This is a genomic window from Anaerococcus martiniensis, assembly GCF_043187485.1.
In the GTDB taxonomy this organism is placed as follows: domain Bacteria; phylum Bacillota; class Clostridia; order Tissierellales; family Peptoniphilaceae; genus Anaerococcus; species Anaerococcus martiniensis.
Genome location: NZ_CP171106.1, coordinates 589,228 through 605,054, shown reverse-complemented (window position 1 = coordinate 605,054; position 15,827 = coordinate 589,228). Strand labels below are relative to the sequence as shown.

Annotated in this window: 20 protein-coding genes; 15 read left to right on the top strand and 5 right to left on the bottom strand. The window is 33.0% G+C overall.

What is annotated here, in order from left to right; translation table 11 throughout:
• Positions 1-8 precede the first annotated feature (8 nt).
• Positions 9-1,187, bottom strand: coding sequence for a sodium/glutamate symporter (locus ACF3NF_RS02985; protein WP_394024086.1), 1,179 nt, complete (start codon positions 1,185-1,187; stop codon positions 9-11).
• A gap of 97 nt (positions 1,188-1,284) precedes the next feature.
• Between ACF3NF_RS02985 and ACF3NF_RS02980 the strand changes: the two genes are divergently transcribed.
• The 6 genes from ACF3NF_RS02980 to ACF3NF_RS02955 all read left to right on the top strand — a co-directional run bounded on the left by ACF3NF_RS02980 (position 1,285) and on the right by ACF3NF_RS02955 (position 5,519).
• Complete coding sequence (locus ACF3NF_RS02980; protein WP_394024084.1) at positions 1,285-2,433, top strand: glycosyltransferase; 1,149 nt, start codon at positions 1,285-1,287, stop codon at positions 2,431-2,433.
• Position 2,434: 1 nt separating this feature from the next.
• Positions 2,435-3,226: a glycosyltransferase family A protein gene (locus ACF3NF_RS02975; protein ID WP_394024082.1), complete on the top strand. Its 792-nt coding sequence runs from the start codon at positions 2,435-2,437 to the stop codon at positions 3,224-3,226.
• Positions 3,216-4,040, top strand: coding sequence for a YveK family protein (locus tag ACF3NF_RS02970; protein ID WP_394024080.1), 825 nt, complete (start codon positions 3,216-3,218; stop codon positions 4,038-4,040). The genes ACF3NF_RS02975 and ACF3NF_RS02970 overlap by 11 nt, the downstream gene beginning before the upstream one ends.
• Positions 4,033-4,698 (top strand): CpsD/CapB family tyrosine-protein kinase, encoded by a 666-nt coding sequence (locus tag ACF3NF_RS02965; RefSeq protein ID WP_394024078.1) that lies wholly within the window; start codon positions 4,033-4,035, stop codon positions 4,696-4,698. The genes ACF3NF_RS02970 and ACF3NF_RS02965 overlap by 8 nt, the downstream gene beginning before the upstream one ends.
• On the top strand, positions 4,691-5,122 hold the full coding sequence (locus ACF3NF_RS02960) for an SH3 domain-containing protein (protein WP_394024076.1): 432 nt from the start codon (positions 4,691-4,693) through the stop codon (positions 5,120-5,122). Before ACF3NF_RS02965 ends, ACF3NF_RS02960 begins: the two co-directional genes overlap by 8 nt.
• A gap of 67 nt (positions 5,123-5,189) precedes the next feature.
• Complete coding sequence (locus tag ACF3NF_RS02955; RefSeq protein ID WP_394024074.1) at positions 5,190-5,519, top strand: hypothetical protein; 330 nt, start codon at positions 5,190-5,192, stop codon at positions 5,517-5,519.
• A gap of 41 nt (positions 5,520-5,560) precedes the next feature.
• Here the strand turns inward: ACF3NF_RS02955 and ACF3NF_RS02950 are convergent, their stop codons facing one another.
• The gene (locus ACF3NF_RS02950; RefSeq protein WP_394024072.1) at positions 5,561-6,796 is read right to left on the bottom strand and encodes a peptidoglycan-binding protein; all 1,236 of its coding nucleotides are present in this window, start codon (positions 6,794-6,796) and stop codon (positions 5,561-5,563) included.
• Between the two features lie 162 nt (positions 6,797-6,958).
• On the opposite strand from ACF3NF_RS02950, the gene ACF3NF_RS02945 reads away from it, so the two are divergent.
• From ACF3NF_RS02945 to ACF3NF_RS02935, 3 genes are read left to right on the top strand one after another with little or no spacing between them, the layout of a single operon-like run.
• Positions 6,959-7,417 (top strand): GyrI-like domain-containing protein, encoded by a 459-nt coding sequence (locus ACF3NF_RS02945; protein ID WP_394024070.1) that lies wholly within the window; start codon positions 6,959-6,961, stop codon positions 7,415-7,417.
• Between the two features lie 58 nt (positions 7,418-7,475).
• The gene (locus tag ACF3NF_RS02940) at positions 7,476-7,685 is read left to right on the top strand and encodes a hypothetical protein (RefSeq protein WP_394024068.1); all 210 of its coding nucleotides are present in this window, start codon (positions 7,476-7,478) and stop codon (positions 7,683-7,685) included.
• Positions 7,686-7,722: 37 nt separating this feature from the next.
• Positions 7,723-8,175, top strand: a complete 453-nt coding sequence (locus tag ACF3NF_RS02935; RefSeq protein WP_394024066.1) for a hypothetical protein — start codon at positions 7,723-7,725, stop codon at positions 8,173-8,175.
• A 36-nt stretch (positions 8,176-8,211) separates the two neighbouring features.
• Here ACF3NF_RS02935 and ACF3NF_RS02930 read toward each other — a convergent pair whose 3' ends face one another.
• From ACF3NF_RS02930 to ACF3NF_RS02920, 3 genes are read right to left on the bottom strand one after another with little or no spacing between them, the layout of a single operon-like run.
• A complete protein-coding gene (locus ACF3NF_RS02930) occupies positions 8,212-9,225 on the bottom strand; it encodes a threonine aldolase family protein (protein ID WP_394024064.1) in 1,014 nt (337 codons plus the stop codon).
• A 1-nt stretch (position 9,226) separates the two neighbouring features.
• Positions 9,227-11,035 (bottom strand): acyltransferase family protein, encoded by a 1,809-nt coding sequence (locus ACF3NF_RS02925; protein ID WP_394024062.1) that lies wholly within the window; start codon positions 11,033-11,035, stop codon positions 9,227-9,229.
• Positions 11,025-11,408 (bottom strand): MORN repeat-containing protein, encoded by a 384-nt coding sequence (locus tag ACF3NF_RS02920; RefSeq protein ID WP_394024060.1) that lies wholly within the window; start codon positions 11,406-11,408, stop codon positions 11,025-11,027. The genes ACF3NF_RS02925 and ACF3NF_RS02920 overlap by 11 nt, the downstream gene beginning before the upstream one ends.
• Before the next feature lie 379 nt (positions 11,409-11,787).
• Between ACF3NF_RS02920 and ACF3NF_RS02915 the strand changes: the two genes are divergently transcribed.
• From ACF3NF_RS02915 to ACF3NF_RS02890, 6 genes are all read left to right on the top strand, one after another.
• Entirely contained in the window at positions 11,788-12,009 is a 222-nt protein-coding gene (locus ACF3NF_RS02915) for a FeoA family protein (protein WP_115594801.1), read from the top strand.
• Positions 12,009-12,236 carry a FeoA family protein gene (locus tag ACF3NF_RS02910; protein WP_394024058.1) on the top strand — a complete coding sequence of 76 codons (228 nt, stop codon included), beginning with the start codon at positions 12,009-12,011 and terminating at the stop codon, positions 12,234-12,236. Before ACF3NF_RS02915 ends, ACF3NF_RS02910 begins: the two co-directional genes overlap by 1 nt.
• The gene (gene feoB, locus ACF3NF_RS02905) at positions 12,233-14,386 is read left to right on the top strand and encodes a ferrous iron transport protein B (protein WP_394024056.1); all 2,154 of its coding nucleotides are present in this window, start codon (positions 12,233-12,235) and stop codon (positions 14,384-14,386) included. The genes ACF3NF_RS02910 and feoB overlap by 4 nt, the downstream gene beginning before the upstream one ends.
• Positions 14,387-14,403: 17 nt before the next feature.
• Positions 14,404-14,556 carry a FeoB-associated Cys-rich membrane protein gene (locus tag ACF3NF_RS02900; RefSeq protein ID WP_073998245.1) on the top strand — a complete coding sequence of 51 codons (153 nt, stop codon included), beginning with the start codon at positions 14,404-14,406 and terminating at the stop codon, positions 14,554-14,556.
• A gap of 150 nt (positions 14,557-14,706) precedes the next feature.
• Complete coding sequence (locus tag ACF3NF_RS02895) at positions 14,707-15,138, top strand: flavodoxin (RefSeq protein ID WP_394024054.1); 432 nt, start codon at positions 14,707-14,709, stop codon at positions 15,136-15,138.
• A 2-nt stretch (positions 15,139-15,140) separates the two neighbouring features.
• Positions 15,141-15,692, top strand: coding sequence for a DUF3793 family protein (locus tag ACF3NF_RS02890; RefSeq protein ID WP_262122824.1), 552 nt, complete (start codon positions 15,141-15,143; stop codon positions 15,690-15,692).
• Positions 15,693-15,827 lie beyond the last annotated feature (135 nt).

Genomic DNA, 15,827 nt, shown 5'->3' with positions numbered 1-15,827 from the left:
ACTCATTTTTATTTTAAGAAATTTATAAAAAATGTAATCACTATTGGATTAAATAAGTTTACGGCAATTGCTAGGACTATTGGAAGTACAAACATTGCCACATCTGCTGGACCTTCTTTTTCTATGATGGCCTCCATATTTGCAATGGCATTTGGAGTTTGGCCAAGTCCTACTCCGCAATGACCTGCTACCATAACTGCAGCATCATAATCTCGACCAGTTAAATTAAATGTGACAAGGGAAGTATAGATGCCTATAAATATTGCTTGGGCTAGCATGATTACAAGCATAGGTAGGGCAAGTCCTAAGATTGCACTGATGTTTAAGTTTATCAGAGCCAGGGATAGGAATAAATTTAGGGAAATATTGCCCAAAATTTCTATATTATCTATGTGGGAGTCTTTTTTAACTAGGTCATAAATGTTGCGGGTGATTAGCCCTCCAAATTGGCAGCCTACATAATAAGGAAAATTTAGGGAAGTTAGGGCTAAAATCCTATTGATGAAGGTCCCCAAAAACGAAGCTAGGCCAATAACTATAATTGCATCCATCAAAGTTTTTTGACTGATAGGTCTAATTTTTTTGCTATTATCATTTAAATTTTTACTTCCAGTAGATTTTAAATTGTTGCGGGAGATTAGCCTACTTGCTACAGGCCCTCCCACAAGAGACCCTATCAAAATCCCAAAAGTAGCAGCTGCCACACCTATAGATGTAGAATTTATAGCGCCATAGCCTTCCATAATTTTTCCAAAACTTACTGCTGAGCCAACGCCTCCGGTCATAGAAGTAGAGCCCATGGCAACTCCAAGTAGGGGATTGATGTTAAAAATATAAGTAAGGGCAACTGACAAAAGATTTTGTAGTGGAAGTAGCAATATAATGGCAAAAGCAAGCTTTATACCAAGCCAGCCACTCTTTTTAAGGACTTTAAAGCTACAAGCAAGGCCAATGCAAGTGAAAAATATATTCATAAAGAAATCTTGTATGACTTCATCAAATTTAAAAAATCCAAAGCCTATTTGATTTAAAATTAAATTGATTAGACTTATGATTAGGCCACCTATTACAGGAGCTGGGATGAAAAATCTTTGAAAAAAATTCACCCTATTTTTTATAAAAGATCCTAGGATAAAGGCAAATATTGCAACTCCCAAGGATTCTAAAATATCTAATTGTATTTCCATAATTACCTCATTTAAAATATCTTACCCCCATATTATATAAGAAATATTGCTATAATCATAGATTTTTTATATAATTGTCAGAGAATAGAGGAATAATATGAAGATAATATTTTTTATAGCAGGATTTGCAATTTTTTATGCAATGATTGGTTATCCATTGACTCTTTTGATTTTAGAAAAGATTTTAAAGAGGAAAAATAACAAGGACTTATCCAAAAAGCCCTTTGTGTCAGTGATAATCTCTGCTTACAACGAAGAAAAAGTAATAGAAAAAAAACTAGAAAATATAATACAAACAAAGTATCCAAACTATGAGGTAATAGTTGCAAATGATGCCTCAAATGACATGACTGTGCCAATTGTAAAAGAATTTATAACAAATCATCCAGATAAAAATATAAGGCTAAATACAGTTAAAAATCATTTGGGAAAAACAAATGCCCAAGATGAAGCAGTAGAAGTTGCAAATGGCGAAATAATCGTATTTTCAGATGCAAACTCCATGTTTAAAACAGATGCAATTGATGAACTTGTAAGTTTTTTCACAGATGATGATATTGAGTATGTGTGTGGATCTTTGATTTATGCCAAAGATGATGATATAGCATCAGTTGTGGCAGAAAACTCTTACTGGGATGTGGAGCTTTTGATGAGGAAAATCGAGTCAGAAATTTCTACAATTGCAGCAGGCAATGGGGCTATATATGCAGTTAGAAAAAAAGATTATAGGAACTATGATTTAGTATCAAGCCACGATTATGAAATGCCACTTGCTGCAGGATTAAACCACAAAAGAGCCCTTTATAATCCAACGGCCATAGCAGTAGAAAAAGCTGGAGCAACAACCAAGGATGAATTTAAAAGAAAAGTGAGAATGCAAAGAAGGATTCTAACAAATCTGTTTACAAATCTGCACCGCTTAAATATTTTTGAATACGGTTGGTTTAGCTTCTTTCACTTTAACCACAAGACTTTAAGGTTTTTACAAGCATTTAACCATATTTTGCTTTTTATAAGTAACCTTGCCTTACTAAATCATGGGATTTTTTATAGGATATTTTTCCTAGGCCAAGTGGCATTTTTTACCCTAGCAGCCATAGGCAAACTTACTGATTCAAAGGCTAAAACTTTTTATTTCCCAAGATACTATTCTATGATGATGCTTGCCCAATTAAAGGGAGCATATAACGAGGCTACTGGCAAAAGCAAGCCTACTTGGGAAAAGGCTGAGACAACTAGGATTTAATATGAATATTGAAGTATTAATTTCAACAATGAATGAAAAATCCATCGATTGTTATAAGAGATTTAATTTAGAAACTGACGCTTTAATTATTAATCAAACTGATCACAATGCTTATAAAGAAAAGATGGATGGTGGTATTAAAATCAGGATGATTTCAACTACTACAAGGGGACTTGGAGTAAGTCGTAATCTTGCCTTGCTAAATTCAAATGCTGACATCGTAGTTTTTTGTGATGATGATGAAGTATTTGAAAATGGTTACAAAGACAAAATTTTATCAGACTTTGAAAGCCATCCAGATGTGGATTTTTTCGTATTTAAAACTATAATATATCAAGATGGAAAAGAAATTATTAAAGTAAAAGATGAGAAAAGTCTTTCTATATATAATTCTCTAAGGTATGGGTCAGTCCATTTTGCCTTTAAAAAAGAAGTGCAAAAACGCGAAAATATCTGGATCTCGACATATTTTGGAGCTGGAACGCCAAATGGATCTGGAGAGGATAGTATATTTATCAGCGACTTTATTAGGGCTGGCAAAAAAGTCCGTACCAGCAACAAACTTATTGCAAAAGTCTATAATGACGGGTCAACTTGGTTTACAGGATATGATGAGAAATTTTTCTATGATAAGGGAAAACTTTCAAAGGCACTTTTTCCAAGGACCTACAGATTATATATAGAACAATTTTTAAGACGCCATAGAGAAATGACTGAGGTCATTGATTTAAAAACTGCTCGCAAACTAATGCTTGCGGGCGCAAAAGATTTTGGAGGAGAAAATGGAAAATAGAAAATCATTATTTTCAGCAATACCATCTGCAATCATTGCTGGGATAATTATAGGCATGATTACTTACTTTGGCCTAAATTTTGGGGGATACAAAGAATACCAAGCCCAATCAAAGGTGGTTACTACAAATATTGAAAACTTAAATGAAGCAAGTGGCACAGCTGCAACCTATGCTGCAACAATCAACAGCCCAAAGATCAAACAGAGAACACTAGAAACTCTTGGCATTGATTGGAATGTTGGCAAACTTGATTCAAAGCTAGAAATCAAACCAATAGAAAATACATCTATAATTGATATTGTCGTTACAGATACAAATAAACTTCGTGCAGAAGATCTAGCTGACCAATATGCTGATTATACAGTTAGAGTTATCAATAATATTTATAATTCTGGTGCAAAGGTCATGGAATATTCTTATGGATCAGCTACAACTATTGATAATACTCTAAGATATGCTCTAATGGCAGGTGGAATTGGATTTATTCTTTGGACAGTTTTAAGAATGATAATGATAAATTCATACAATAGCAAACTTGTTAAAAACTATGCAAAAAACACCCAAGAAACTGGTGAAGTAAGAGAAGTAAGAGAAGTTGAAGAAAAACCAGCTAAAAGAACTGTAAAACCAAGCAAAAAAGAAGCTACAAGAAAAACAAGCAAGGTTGATACAACAAGTTTTGAAAGCGGATCTACAAAGGTAATTGATGCGAGTGAAGTAAAACAAGCCGCAGACTTATCAGAAACTTCATCTAGCAAATATGAAGTTTTAGGTAGAATTCCTTCTTATGATAAAGGAGAATTAGATGTTTAGAAAAAAAACTAACGAAAAAAGAGAAATCCTTCTCCAATCTTTTTATAATCTTGAAGATAGGCTTACAGAAAAACTTGGCACAAGCCTTGTAAGTGTAGCCTTTACTGCATCAAGTCATGATACAAATAAAACCTGCCACATTTATAATATTGCCAAACACCTAGCAGAAGATGGGGATAGGGTTTTAATTATCGATGCAAATCTTAGAGAATCTCACTTGCCAAAAGTAACAGGCAAAAACAAAGAACGTGGATTTATAGACATAATACTTGGAGATTATTCCATAGACGATACTGTAATCCATGATGATTCATATGATGATTTATCATATATTTATAGTGGTCAAGTGGGAGACTATGCTGATAAATTTTTAGAACCAGCAGATATAAAAGCATTTTTTACAGATGTTCGTGACAGATATGATTATGTATTTATGGATCTTTCACCAAATATCGATATTCCAGAAGCAAATATGTTTGCAGCAAATGCTGATGCTGCTGTTGTATTTTCAACATACGAAAAATCCAACAATCCAGTAACCCGTGATAGCTTAAAACAACTAGAAAAAGCAAATGCAAATATTCTTGGAATTATAATCACAGATTATTTGTACGCAGATGATGAAATTGATGAGCTATTTGGAGGAGATAATGAATAAGATAAAACTAATAACAGGCCTTGCCCTAACCCTTGCCCTAACAGGATGTACTGATGATAATTACACTTCTGTAAGACATCCAGAGGGAGAAGCACAAACTGTAACAGATGAGTCTTTAGAAGAAAATAATGGCGAGCAAACTGCTGAAAATCAAAACCCAGACCAAGCAGAAGGCCAAGACCAAGGGACAGAAGAAAATCAAGAAATAGTGGAAAATCAAGGAGAAGTTACAGATGATGGTATCAACTACACTGTAGAAAATGTTGTAAATGTAAGGGTTGCACCAAGCGAAAACTCAAATGTTATGACAACTGTAAATCCTGGAGATGACATCCTAAAATTAGGAGAATCTGACAATTGGTCAAGAATTTCTATTGACGGACAAACAGGCTATATCAGAACTGATTTATTAAAAGCAAAATAATAAACCCGTGGGGATTCAATTTCCTCAGGGTTTTTTTATCTTATAATGATAAAAATAGGGAGCAAGTATGGAACAAATATCACTTTTAGAAAATTTAATATGGCCAGTGCTTTTGAATATTGGATTTATAAGCCTGCTGGATTATATCCTAGATAGAAAAAAAGTTAGCCGCAATTTTGCCCTAGTCTTTTTAGTTTTAGGCTTTGGGGTTTTTGCTTACTTTATATATTATTCCATAGGATATTTATTTTTGCAGGTTTATCTATTTATGTTTTTGCTATCCCTATCACTTGTAATCCTTGCCCTAAAAAAAAGAATAGATGCCTTTACCATTATTGGTATCATCCTAATGGTTGTAATGCTAATCTTACTTTTAAGATATACTCTAATTGAATAAATAAAAAAAATGCTAGCACTTTGTGTACTAGCATTTTTCTTTTATTTGTTGATTGCATTTTCAAAAGCATCTACGATTAATTGTAGGTAACCTGCTGTATCTACAAGAGTTGCTCCAGATACTGCTTCAACTTTTTCGCCTTCTTTAGATCCTGCAATTGTTTCTTTAATTTCTTCTACTGTTTTGCCAGCTACGAAATTTTCGATTGCTTCAAAGTTTTCTTTTATTGTTACTGTTGATCCAGCTTTCTCTGCCATTAGGTCAGAATAAAAATCATTATTTTCAAGCTTACTTGCTAAAACTGTTTTGCTATCAGCATAGTCGTTTGCAAAGTCGCTTCCTTCACCTTGAGATGTGATGCCTTCTTCAATGTATTGGTATTCGTCAATGCTTGCAGCAACAATTTTATCGCCTTCTACTGCTACAACTGCATTGGCAAATGATTTTTCACCGTGTGGAGCTCCTAAAACATATCTTATTTCGATATTTTCTGGATTTTCAGCTTCTCCGCCGATTGCAAATGTATTGTCTTTTGCAGCTTCAACGATGTATCTTAGAAGATTTGGTGTTGACGAGAAAGTAGCACCAGAAATAGCATCCATGATTTTTTCATCATCTTCGTTTAGTACTTTTTCAAGTTCTGCAATTGTTTTTCCCTTTACAAAGTCAGTAACAGCATTGTAGTTATCCATAAGGGTAACTTCTCCACCAGCGTTTTTCATAGCTTCTGAGTATGGGTCTTTGTTAACAATTTTTGATGCTAAGATTCTGCCTTCTTTTGCGCCTTCTCCAAATCCTTTATCAGAGTTTGGTACACCTTCATAACCTTCATCTTCGCCAAAGTATTGGTATTCATCGATAAATGCATCTACGATTTTATCTCCACTTGTTGCTACAACAACAGTTGTAAATGATCTTGATGCTTCATCTGGGTAAGCTCTGTGTAAAACAAGGTTGCCTTCAACAGCTGGAGTTTCAGAAGTTTCTGTATCTTCTTTTTCTTTATCATCAGCCTTTTCGTCTGCAGCTTCTTCTTTATTTTCCACAGATTCTTCAGATTCTTCAGTTTCTTTTTCTTCACCTTCTTTGCTTTCTTCGGCTTTCTCTTCTGTTTCAGCTGCTTGGTCTGCCTGATTTGTTTGATCTACGCTTTCTTCAGCCTTTTCTTCAACTACTGTTTCATTGGAATTGTCAGCCTCTTGTGTATTATTAGCACATCCTGTAAATACTAATGATGTTGCAAGCATAAGTGTTGCAATGTTAAATTTTTTGTTCATACGTTATCCTCCGTTAATTTTATAAAAGTGATTGTTATAATAATAACTAACTTAGGATTATTATAATATAAATGACAAAATTTGGCAAATCATTTAACAAAGTCCATAAATACTTACACTTGGGTATAATCTTAGTGATAAGAAAAGTTTTGAGGAGAGATTATGCAGGTAAATGTTGATAAAAAATTAGGATTTAAAATAGCAGGCAAGGCTTTTAAGATAGATAAGAGGGAAGATGCTCATCAAATAAGAGACTCATTTTTAAATGAATATAGGCAGATATTAAAAGAACATGGAGCAGCCTTTGGCCTTATGGAATATAATGCCCTTGACCAAAATTACAATTACTTTATTGGCTTTGAGGTATCTGATAGAGAGACTATTGAGAAAAATAATTTTTTGGTATATGAAATCCCAGGATCTTACTATCTAGAAGTTGCAGTAGAAGGTCTTGATGGCCTAAAAGATGCCTACTCTTATACATATGAAGAATATTTTCCAAACAAAAAGTATTTCCATGGTCTTGGAGCGGATATAGAGTTTTACCAGTATGATGAGAGCACTGATAGCATTGGAAATGTAAAACTATTTATCCTCCTAAGGGAAAATCCTAATGCCTAAAAAAAGTAATTTTTAATCTATAATGCACAAAATATATTAAATACGAACTGAGGATAATATGAAAAAAATTTTACTAGTCGGACTAATTGGCCTAAGCCTTAGTTCCTGCACCATGTTTCCAGACAAATATTCTGACCAAGAAATATTTTATGGAGATAAGCTTTTTGAAATTCGTGAACTTCCAAAATTAAACAGGATTAACTCTTCATTTACCTACATTCCAGAAGACGATTATGAAGAGTGTGAAGAATGTCAAGAAAATTATTAAAGTGGGTATATATAATCTAAACACAAAGGAGATTATTATGGGAAAACTAAAAACACTTACTACATTATTAAAAATCAACAACAAACTTGGTCTATTAGACCTTGGCGATATGATTGGTCTTGCAAGTACAGCTTATAAGGTAAAAACATTTGATCCAACAGACCATCTTCCAGATTTCAATCTAGACTTTTGGGAAAGAGAAGAGATTGAAAAAGAACAAAGAAGAAATGCAATTCTTGCAGCAGCTGTAATTGGTACAGGAGCTTACCTAATAGCAAAAAACAGAGACAAGATTGCAGATGCAGCAAATGATGCTAGAAGCAAAACAAAAGAATTAGCATCAGATGTTTCAAAAAAAGGCGAAGAATTGGCTAAAGATGCAAAAGAAAAAGTAGAAGACCTTGCCGATGATGCAGAAGATAAATTAAATAAAGGCAAAAAATCTATTGAAGCAAAAGAAGTAAAAAATAGTTTTTACGACAATTATTAAAACAAAACCCAAGGATTTAATTCCTTGGGTTTATTTTTATATATTAGATATAAATCCATCTATATCTTCATCACTTGTTCTATAGGTTGTCACAAAACGGGCAATATTTTTACCATCAACTTTACCCACCACATCAAAGACAGAAAATTCTTTAAATTTATTAACTTGATCATCTGAAAATATTACAAAAACTTGGTTGGATTCAAAGTCATAGGCAAGTTCATAGCCCTTATCAGATATTCCCTTTGCCAAAGCTTTTGCTTTTTCAAAGGCAATTCTTGCACCACTTACATAGCCATCTTCTTTGGCAAATACAGTTTCATACATGATGCCAACTACAAAAGATTTTGCTAAAAGATAGCCTTTTTGTTTTTGTAGGTTGATAAAGTTTTTCTTAAGTTCATCATTTACTATAACCATGGCTTCACTTAGTAAAAGTCCGTTTTTTGTCCCACCTAGGTAGAAAATATCACACAAATTGCAAATGTCTGAAATTTCATAATCGCATTTATCACTAGCAAGGGCTGCAGCAAGCCTTGCCCCATCTATAAACAAATACAAATCATTTTCCTTACAAAAATCATAAATTTCTGTAAGTTCTTTTTTAGTGTAGACTTCACCAAGCTCAGTAGTGTTTGAAATATAAACTTTTTTTGGTACAGTTACAAGCTCAGAATTAAATTCTTTCAATTTTTCTTCTAAGAGCTTGCGGCTTAGTTTACCTGTTGGGCTTTCAATGGTTTCAATCTTAATACCAGTTGCCTCAATTGATCCTGCCTCATGGCCCTGGATATGACCAGTTTTTACAGCTAGGACAGAATTTTCTTGCTGCATGCCACAGGAAACGCCCAAAACATTAGCAGGAGTACCTCCTGGTACAAAATGAATGTCAACATTATCATTTTTAAGGGCTTTTTTTATTAAATTTCTAGCATTTTCACTATGGTCATCAAAACCATAGCCGGGATTGTACTCATCTTGCGCCTTTATTAAGGCATCAAGGACTTCAACTCTTCCTATATCATTGTAATCGTTTAAGAAATAATACATTTTATTCTCCTTTCACTGGACTTAATAGTGATTTTTCAATTGCTTCATTTAGTAATTTTAGGTAAGCTTCATAGGCTTGTGTTTGCCCGTAGAAGTGAACACCGTCTGTACCACTGTAAAAAGATGGATGATTTATGGCATAATCCTCCCAGTCCATGACTGTTACAAAATCATATTTTTTAGAAATTTCATTCATGGCTACACTTACACGGTGGGGTTGGTCATATCTATTGTCATAGCAAGTTATAAGTATTAGCCTTTTGCCATCTGGCAGAGCCCTTACGATTTCTTCTAGGCTTGGAGCTGGGGTTACTTCTGCATTTGTACCTAGAGCCATAATTACAATATCACCTAGGTTATTTGTTTGATCCATCTGAGTTATTATACTTGCACCATCTTCCAGAGGCCTGCTGCCCTCAGCGTTTATATATAAATTTTCTATATTATTTGCCAAGTAGTCGCGAGGGCCTAGCATTACGCTGTCACCGATTAGGGTAAGGGTTTTTTCTTTTTTAGCAGATTTTACAAATTCGCTATTATTTTTATCTATAGTTTGGTCGAGTTCTTTTTTGTCAAGATTAATCTTTTCAATATCTTGATTTACCGACTCCCTTAAAATTTGCTTTTCTAAGCTCATCATATTGCCTGCATTTTCTGATATTGCAAAGGATAGGGAAAAGCTTGTTATAATCATAAATAGAAAAACAGACTGGAAAATCAATCGATTTTTTTCATAGTTAATATGATATTTTGGATTTCTTTCTTTTAAGGAAATTATGCTTTTGCCCCTAAAAATTGGCTCAAATACATGATAGTTAAATAAAACGAGCGCAATTGTTATAAGGATAGCAAGCAAAAGTCCCTTGCCAGTCTTATCCGAATCGCTGACAATTATCCAAACCGGCCAATGAAATAGGTAAAAACCATAGGAATAATCTGAAAGCCTAGATGTAATCTTATCTTCCATTATATTTTTATTTGAGTAGGCCACCAAAATTAAAAATCCACTTATTAAATCAGTTAGGGCAAAGCCTACAAAATATGTGACCTTGCTAGCATATGACATGGTCATAGCCATTAACAATATAAGGCCTAGTCCTATTAAAGTTGCCTTGTTGTAGGGGATTTTTTTAAAGGAAAATCTTTTTACAAAGGCAGCCAAAAAGCTACCCACCATAAAGGACCCCATACGGCTAAGGTCAAAAAAGTAAACAAAACCAGTATCCACACTTTTTATAATAGTAAGCGCTAGCATCAAAACAAAGCCTAATATTGCCAGATAAAAAGTAGTCATCAAAAATAAATCTGTAAACCTACGTTTTACTGCTCGCTTTTCTAGTGATTTTTTGTAAATAAAACCCATTATCCATGGCCAGATCAAATAAAAATGTATTTCCAAAGCCAGGGTCCATGTGTGCATAAAGATCCCGGTTATAAATTGACCTTCATAGGATCCGCCACGTAGAATTTCGAAGTAATTGTAGTTAAAGCTAATGGCTGCCAAAAATTGGTCAAAAAATCCAACGCTATAATCAGGATTTATGGTCATGATAAATAATGTTGTAAGAAAAAGCATTAGCAATAGGCCAGGAAATATCCTTACAAAACGCTTGCTATAAAATTTTTGATAATCAATCTTTTTATTTTCAAATAATTCATCAATAAGGTGAAAACTTATCAAAAATCCAGAAAGGACAAAAAGGACATTAACACCCAAAAAACCTGCCGGCAGCATTGCTGGAAAATAATGGTAGATAAGTACTAAAAGTATGCCAAAAACCCTTAAAAAATCTAAACCCTTAATTTTCATCTTTATTATCCTCTACAAATCCGCCATCAGTTTTTGTATAAATTTTGCCATCTTTAAGCTCGATTTTAATATTGCTGTTGCCTGATTCATTATTAAAATTTGCCTTGTAAGTATAATCATCATTTGAAAAACTACCTGGACCATCAAACCTAGAATTGCTAAAGCCACCCTCATAAACACCATCAGGGCTTATAAGTTTGCCCTTGCCATCTAATTTTTTATTGACAATAGTTCCAGTAAAATAGGTCTTTTCATCTATTTTATAATTTGAAACTTCATATTTATTACCCTTAGCAATAAAATATATGAGAGAAATAGCCATCAAAATTAAAAGGCCTATTCCCATATAAGAAGTAAAATTTTTATCCTCCATAAAACCTCCCTTACTATCTTATAGAAACATTATATCAAAAAGAAAATATAATTGGGCAAAATCAAGGTATAAATTAAAATATTTTAGTTTTAGTGCTAATAGAATGCTTAGAGGATAATTTTATAAATTATTGGGATTATAAAAAATATATTGAAAAAAGTTGAGTGTTATTACTTATTAATAAATGATAAATTAAACTAAGCCTTGAAATATCAAGACTAAACCATATAATTTTGATTTATAAAAATTGATCTATGATATTGATTATCATTACTTAATATGTTATACTAATACTACAGTTATTAAACACTTGTTTTGTAGAAATATTAAAATAAACTATAAAAAAGAGTGTTTAATATTCATTAGAAAAGGAGTTTATATGCCAATTACTTTTTTTAATCAAGGAGATAAAGTTCGCGTTATAAGCTTAAAAGGGAATGATGAGGTAAGAAAACACTTATCTAACCTCGGTATTACTAAAGGTAGAGAAATGATTGTCCAAAGATTTGATGGAAATAATTATATATTTTTAGTAGATGGCAATAGGCTTGCATTATCAAAAGATATAGCAAAAAGAATAATGGTAGAGGAGATTGCATAGTGAAAACTTTAAGAGATGCAGAAGTTGGAGAAACTTTAAGGATTGCAAAAATATTAGGTGATGGTCCAACCAAGAGAAGAATTATGGATATGGGTATTACCAAAGGTACAGAAATTTTGGTTAGAAAAGTAGCTCCACTTGGTGATCCTATTCAAATAAATTTAAGGGGTTATGAACTTACAATTAGAAAACATGATGCTGAAAATATAATGGTGGAGGAATTATGAGTTATACAGTAGCCCTAGCGGGCAATCCAAATTCTGGTAAGACTACTTTGTTTAACGCTCTTACTGGATCAAATCAAAGAGTTGGAAACTGGCCTGGTGTTACAGTTGACAAAAAAGAAGGGAATCTAAAAAGTCACAAAGATATAGTTATCCAAGACTTGCCAGGAATTTATTCTCTATCTCCATATACATTAGAGGAAAAAGTAGCTCGTGAATATTTGGTCGATGAAAGGCCAGATTTAATTGTTAACCTAGTTGACGGGTCAAATCTTATCAGGAATTTATACTTAACAAGCCAATTTATAGAACTTGGTATCCCAACAATACTTGCCTTAAATATGGTGGATATTGTAAAGCAAAGAGGGGATAAGATTGATAAGGCTGCTTTATCTGAACTATTGGGATGTCCAGTAGTAGAAATTGTGGCAAACAAAGAAAAGGGAATTGATAAGTTAATTAATGAAATTGAAAAAGCTAATAGCAAACAAATTTATCCAAAAGCTTTAGAATTTTCTTATGATTTGGAGAATAAATTAGCAGATATTAGAAATATTATAGACTCATATGTTGATGAAGATTTAAGAAGATTTTATACCATTAAAGCCTTTGAAAATGACGAGCAAATGGTAGAGAAAATAGGAATTAGTAATGATGATCTTAAGAAAATAGACGATATTAGATCTGCTTGCGAAGAATTTTATGACGATGACGCTGAATCTATTATAACTGGTGAAAGATATGAAAGATTGGAAGTGCTTGGTAGTAGAATACTAAAGAAAGCAGCTCCAAAGCTTTCTACAACTGATAAGATAGACAATATTGTTACATCAAGGATTTTGGGTATACCAATATTTGCCCTTGTCATGTCCTTGGTTTATTCCCTTGCAGTTTACGAACATTCACCTGGAACTATGGCAACGGAAGCTGTAAATGGATTTTTTGATGATACATTGATTCCAGGGGCTCAAGCAGCTTTAGAAAGTGCAAGTATAAATGAAGTACTTGTTGGACTTGTAACAGATGGTATCTTAGCTGGTGTAGGAGCAGTACTTGGATTCTTACCACAAATGATGGTTATGTTTGCTCTTCTTTCTATCCTTGAAGATATAGGATATATGTCGAGAGTTGCCTTTATCATGGATAGATTATTTAGACGTTTTGGCCTATCAGGAAAATCATTTATTCCAGCTATGATTTCGACAGGTTGTGCAGTTCCTGGTATCCAAGCTTCTAGAACTATAGAAAATGACAGAGATAGAAGGATTACAATAATGACTACATCATTTATGCCGTGCTCTGCAAAACTTCCTGTAATAGCCCTAATAGCAGGGGCATTTTTCCCAAGCAATAGGGCTCTTATTACCTTTAGTTTTTATTTTATAGGAATAGCGGCTATTGTAATGTCAGGTGTTATATTAAAGAAATTTAAGAAATTTGCTTCTGATCCTGCTCCTTTTATTATGGAGTTGCCTCCATACCATGCACCAAGGCTAAAATCTGTTTTGCAAGATGTATGGAATAAGTCAAAAGCTTATGCAAGACGTGCTGGCACAATAATCTTACTTTCATCCATAGTAATTTGGTTTTTGACAAACTTTGACTTTAGATTAAATCTAGTTGAAGAAGATGGGGCAAATTCGATTATGGGAGTTATTGGCTCAGCTATAGGCTTTATATTTAAGCCATTGGGATTTGGCACATGGCAATCAATGGTCGCAACAATTTCTGGCTTTGTTGCCAAAGAAAATGTAGTAAATACCATGGGTATAGTTTTGGGTCTAGGCGCTGATATTACAGAAGATAGTCCAGAACTACTAGCAGCCTTTAATGCAGCTATAGGTACACCAATAGCTGGTTACTCATTCTTGCTATTTAATATGCTTTGCATGCCTTGTTTTGCAGCGGTTGGAGCTATAAAAACAGAAATGGGTGATAATAAATGGACTTTGTTAACAGTAGGTTACCAAATGGGATTTGCATATGCAATTAGTTTTATTTTCTATCAACTTGCAAGGTTGATAGCTTATGGAACATTTACTCTATCAACAATAATAGCATTTATAGTACTAGTTGCTTTACTATACTTATTGTTTAGACCTCATAAGGCTATTGCAGATAACAATACTTATAAAGCAAGTGTTGCTCGATAAAGAAATAGGAGGTAAAGATGAACCTACAATCATGGATTCTTTTAATAATAATTTTGCTAGTATGTGCTTACATTGTTTATACTAGATTTATAAAAAATGACGCAAATGAAGGCTGCAAGGATTGTCCAGGTCACAATCCACAAAAAGGTTTCAATAAAAATAAATTCTAAGAAATAGTTTATACTAATATTTAAACTGTAATAATTTTTTGAAAGTCTTTGGATAAACTAGAGGCTTTCAAAAAATTTTGCATAACTATTGATAATGATTATCGTTATACGATACATTATAAAAAAATACATTATATAAGGAGAAGTAATATGTCAAAAGTAGCTATAATATATTGGTCAGGAACAGGTAACACAGAAGAGATGGCAAATGCCATTGAGCAAAGACTTAGGGAAAATGAAATCGATGTAGATAATTATCATGTAAGTGGGTTTGATTCTACAAAGCTAGGTGAATACGATGGTTTTGCTTTTGGTTGCCCAGCTATGGGAGATGAGTCTCTTGAAGAAAGTGAATTTGAGCCAATGTTTGAATCAGTCGAAGAAAAACTTGAAAATAAAGCAGTTATTATATTTGGTTCATATGAGTGGAATGAAGGTCAATGGATGATAGACTGGCAAGAAAGATGCAAAAAGCATAATATTAATTTGGCAGCAGACGGTCTTGCTGTATACGATAGTCCAACAGATGGGGATATCAAATCTTGTCATGATTTAGCAGATGAGCTAATCAAACACTTATAAAGATGGGATACGAGTTATTATCCCTTTATTGTAGCCAAGTTTTAGCAAATATAAAACCATCAAACTTATTTACTGTATCTAATATAGTTTATGATGTGGATAAACTTATAGAAACTTGGAACGAAGATTTTAATAAATACGATATATACTTTCAGATTCTATCGAAAAGAGAGAGAACATCTTCAATTTTATGTTTTAGAAAATGCTTATTGCAAGAATCTCTTAACTATGAAAAAACAAAAAATTTTTTAAAAACTTGTGGTTATAATACAAGTAATATTGATTCTTGTACCAGTTGTTTAAAAAAGAGATTTTTAGAAAATGAATTTCCACATGAAATAGGCTTGATTCTCGGTTATCCCTATGATGATGTAAAGGGATTTATTGAAAATAAAGGAAGAAATTACCTTTATAGTGGTTATTGGAAAGTTTATAAAGATAAGGAGGACAAGTGTAAATTATTTGACTTATATGATAAAATTCGACGAATCTACATAGAAGCTAATGGAAATAAGTGTAAGCTTATGAAATTAGTGGAAATAGATACTTCATAGAATAAATCTATTTTTACAATTATTAAGAAATCTACCAAGTTCATGCAAGATCTCCTAAAAATATAGGCTTGGTAGATAAATGCGTAAACATACCGATGTAATTTTAAATTACTCACAAAGGCAACCATAAACTGG